This window comes from Paraeggerthella sp. (assembly GCF_048427265.1).
In the GTDB taxonomy this organism is placed as follows: domain Bacteria; phylum Actinomycetota; class Coriobacteriia; order Coriobacteriales; family Eggerthellaceae; genus Paraeggerthella; species Paraeggerthella hominis.
The window spans coordinates 1-4,302 of the sequence record NZ_DBFOSR010000111.1; the positions used below are offsets into that span (position 1 = coordinate 1).

4 protein-coding genes are annotated in these 4,302 nt (G+C 62.1%); 2 read left to right on the forward strand and 2 right to left on the reverse strand.

The window, feature by feature from the left end:
• Window positions 1-290 precede the first annotated feature (290 nt).
• Window positions 291-1,436, reverse strand: a complete 1,146-nt coding sequence (tgt, locus tag ACMNI9_RS09865) for a tRNA guanosine(34) transglycosylase Tgt (RefSeq protein ID WP_418831881.1) — start codon at window positions 1,434-1,436, stop codon at window positions 291-293.
• A 2-nt stretch (window positions 1,437-1,438) separates the two neighbouring features.
• Window positions 1,439-2,308, reverse strand: coding sequence for an HAD family hydrolase (locus ACMNI9_RS09870; RefSeq protein ID WP_418831883.1), 870 nt, complete (start codon window positions 2,306-2,308; stop codon window positions 1,439-1,441).
• 82 nt (window positions 2,309-2,390) lie between these two features.
• Here ACMNI9_RS09870 and ACMNI9_RS09875 point away from each other — a divergent pair, with 82 nt between their 5' ends.
• Both ACMNI9_RS09875 and queA read left to right on the forward strand, forming a co-directional pair.
• Window positions 2,391-3,194 (forward strand): epoxyqueuosine reductase QueH, encoded by an 804-nt coding sequence (locus tag ACMNI9_RS09875; RefSeq protein WP_225748797.1) that lies wholly within the window; start codon window positions 2,391-2,393, stop codon window positions 3,192-3,194.
• A 128-nt stretch (window positions 3,195-3,322) separates the two neighbouring features.
• Window positions 3,323-4,302: tRNA preQ1(34) S-adenosylmethionine ribosyltransferase-isomerase QueA (queA, locus tag ACMNI9_RS09880; protein ID WP_418831885.1), on the forward strand; the 980-nt coding region annotated here is incomplete at its 3' end.

The window sequence follows — 4,302 nt, forward strand, 5'->3', positions numbered from 1 at the left end:
CGAAGGGAAAAACGGGAGGAGGTGGACGCCATGACCGATTTGGCTTTGATTACGGCGGCCGTCGAGCTGATCTCCAGCGTTATCGCGCTCGTCGCGGTAATAATAGAGAAGCTCCCAGTCCGAAAGGATAGGGAGCCCTAAACAAAAAGCCAAACCGCCGAAGCGATTCGAGAGCCGTGGGGAGTTAGCAGCTCCCTGCGGCTCGACCCTATTATACGCAAACCGCGCAGCTGGTTCAACGCCAGCGCACAAGCGTCGCACAAAACAACGGAAACGACCGATGCCGAAACTCAGTAGTCTTTCGCCGCCGGGCTTGCCATCCACTCCCCGTAGAATTCCTCGTAGGAATCGGCCAGCACCGCCTCGCGCGCGCGGCGCATGAGATCCAGCAAGTAATACAGGTTGTGGATGGACAGCAGGATACCGCCCAGCATCTCGTTCTGCTTGACCAGATGACGTATATACGAACGGCTATGGTTCTGGCAGGTCGGACACGTGCACGTGGGATCGAGCGGGCCGAAATCGCGCGTGAACTTCGCATTGCGCATGTTCATGCGGCCCGTGCTGGAGAACGCCGTGCCCATGCGCGCGGTGCGCGTGGGCAGCACGCAATCGAACATGTCCACGCCTTCGCGCACGGCGCGCACGAGCGTGGTGGGATTTCCCACGCCCATAAGATACCGCGGTCGATCTTCAGGACACGCTCGTGCGACGTCGCCTAGCGTCTCGAACATGACTTCGTGGTCCTCGCCCACCGAGTAACCGCCTATCCCGAAGCCCCCGAAGCGACGGCCGCCAGCCGCCAGGCTTTCGTCCTCGATCTCGCGCAGCAGACGAATGGAGTCCAAACGCAAATCCAAGTGCATCCCTCCCTGCACGATGCCGAACAGCGTCTGGTCAGCGCGCTGGTGCGCCGCCAGGCAGCGACGCGCCCACTTGGCCGACAGGTCCACTGCCTTCGCTACAAATGCCTTCTCGGCCGGATACGGTGCGCACTGGTCAAGCTGCATCGCGATGTCGGCGCCAAGCTGCTCTTGGATGGCCATGTTCGTCTCGGGCGTCCATCGCACCTTCGACCCGTCGTAGATGGAGCGAAACGTCAGGCCGTCGTCGTCAAGCTTCACCGTGTCGGCCAAGCTGAACACCTGGAACCCGCCCGAATCGGTGAGCATCGGGCCGTCGTAGTGCGAGAACCCGTGCACGCCGCCAGCCTCTTCCACCACGTCCGCACCGGGACGCAAAGACAAATGGTACGTGTTGGCCAGCACCACCTGGGATTTCAGATCGTTCAGCTGACCAACGGTGACACCCTTCACCGTAGCGCTCGTACCCACAGGCATGAACATGGGGGTCTGAAACGATCCATGGGCCGTTTCGTACGTAAGCGCGCGAGCGTGGCCGCTCGTCGCTTCGCACGTGCAATCGAACAGCGACACGACTATCCCTCCACTCCGTTGATCGAAAAGCCCGCCGCAGAAACGGCCGCGTCGGCCGCAAGCGCATCGGGGCAACCGTTCGAGGCAAGCGCTTCATCCCGCGCAGTCATCGAAACAAGCCCCGCTTCTATCCCCGTTGCAGGATCGGCGCAAACGGGCAAGGACTCCGCCCAATCGGCGAACGCCTCGAGCGTTCCGTTTCGAACGGAGCTCACGTCGAATCCGATCGGGTCGAGCAGCAGATCGGTCACCAAGAACGCATCGGCCCCCAAGCCCATGAACGCCAAATCCTCTTTCGTGTTGTTGCCCACCATGAGCACATCGTTTCCAGACACCCCAAGAGCGGCCAGGTTCTCGGCGTAGTACGCCAGCTTCGGCTTCACGGACGTCGAGTTCTCGAACGAGGTGATGCGCGAGAACAAGGCGGGATCCACGCCGGCCCATTCCAACCGCCATTCCACCGCGCGGCGGGGAAACATGGGCATGGTAGTCAAAGCCAGCGGGTAGCCCTTGGCCGCAAGCGCGTTCACCGCGCGCGCCGCTGCAGGGCTGGGAATCACGCCGTTGCCGATCGCACCGAACTCGCGATCGTAATACGCCGCCAGCTCCCCTTCCCAATCCGCCGCGCCTCGATCGACGCAAGCAAGGAACCCTTCCCAAAACGCATCGGAGTTGGGGCGAGCATCGTCATGAGCGGCCATGGCCTTGATGCCGGCCTTCATGCCGGCGGAAAAATCCTGGGGAGCCACGCCGAAGCGCGCCACGTACGCGCCAAGCGACTGAAAGTACGCCTGCATGAACCCGTCAAGCTCCATAGGGAGCAGGGTTCCGTCAAGATCGAAGCAGATCGCACGGTAAAAACGGTTCGCCATTGCGAAATTCCTTTGCTCAAATGATGGATGAATGCCTAGCGTGGTAGTATAAGCCACGTTTGCGAAGGAGCTCTGAAACCCGATGAAACTACTACTTCACGCCTGCTGCGGCCCGTGTTCGCTCGAGCCCGTTCGCTTGCTGCACGAAGCAGGACACGACCTTACCATATATTACGCGAACTCGAACATAGCGCCGGATGCAGAATACAGCCGACGCTTGGACGCGCTGCTCGCATGGGCCAAAGAAGAGGACGTCGCGGTCATGAAGGGTCTTCGCGCGCCGTGCGCATGGGAAGCATCGGCTGGACGGATCGGCGAAGAAGCTCTCTCGGAAGCACGCGAGCGCCTTGCCGCCTCATCGGACGGAGCCAGGCCCCTTCCCCTTGCCATCGACCCCGCCCGCCGCATGGAGCGCTGCCGCGCATGCTACCGATTGCGTTTCGAGGAAACCGCGCTTGTTGCCGCAGCGCACGGATTCGACGGCATCGGCACGACGCTTTCCGTAAGCCCGTACCAGTACACCGAGATCATTCACGAAGAGCTTTCGAGCGCCGCCGCACGCTTCGGCGTAAGCGCGGTGTTTCGCGACTTCCGTCCCTATTACGACGAAGCCACGCGCAGAAGCCGCGAGGCGGGCATGTATCGTCAAAACTACTGCGGCTGTCGTTTCTCAGCAGCCGAAGCGGAGGCCGAACGATCCGAACGGAAAGCCGCACGCGAAGCCGCCCGGGAAGCCGATCGCGCAGCGCATGCGGCAGAACGGGAGGCTGCTGAAGCCGAGCGAACGGCAAAACGAGCGGAACGGCTGGCCTACGATGAAAAGCAAGCTCGAAAACGAGCCGTCCTGAAGGCGCTGCGCACGCAGGAAAAGGACGCCTCGCAGTAGCTTGCGCGCAAAAGCGCACCGCATGAACCCTTGGCGAAAGCCGACTGCCAAGCCGGAACAACGCCTATAATAAGATGCTCTGAACCACGCATCGACGCCTACACAAACGCCGCGAAGGAACCGCACGCATGAAAACTTCCGATTTCGACTACAATCTGCCTCCCGAGCTGATCGCTCAAGAACCCGCCGTCGAACGCGACGGATGCCGCATGCTCGTCATGGATCGCGCAACCGGGGCGTTGGAAGACCGCATCTTCCGCGACATCGCCGAATACTTGCGACCGGGCGATTTGCTCGTGGCGAACGAAACGCGCGTCATGCCCGCCCGCCTGCTGGGCGCCAAGCGCGGAACCGGAGGCGCCGCCGAGGTGTTCCTTTTGCGCGAGATAACGGGACGCGAACCGCGCACGAACGCGAGCGCGCTTTGGGAGGTCCTGGTGCGACCGGGAAAGCGTTTGAAACCGGGCACGGGCGCCGTGGTCGACTTCCTTGATCCGGATGGCAACGTCGCGCTTTCCGCAGAAATCGTCGACTGGGCCGAAGGCGCTCAGAAAGGCGAGCGCCTCGCCCGTCTGACCACGACGCTGCCTTCCCTTGACGAGGCGCTGCATGCCGTAGGACACACGCCCCTGCCTCCTTACATCAAGAACTACGCCGGAGACGAAGAGCTGTACCAGACCGTCTACTCCCGCCGCGAGAGTTCGGCAGCCGCCCCTACCGCCGGCCTGCATTTCACGCCGGAGCTCATCAAACGCCTGAAAGAGCAGGGCGTTCGCTGGGAAACCGTCGAACTCGAAGTAGGACTGGACACGTTTCGCACCGTCGACGAGGACGACCCTGCGCAACACGTCATCCATACCGAATTCTACACGGTCCCCGAGCGCACGGTAGAGGCTATCGCCGAAACGCGTCGCCAAGGCGGGCGCGTCGTAGCCGTGGGAACCACCAGCGTCCGCAGCTTGGAAAGCGCCTGGAACCCGCAGGCCGGTACCGTTACGCCGCGCGAGCGAGAGGCGACCTCGCTCTACCTGCTGCCGGGATCCGAGTTCCACGTGGTAGACGCCCTGGTCACGAATTTTCACGTACCGAAATCCACGCTCATGATGTT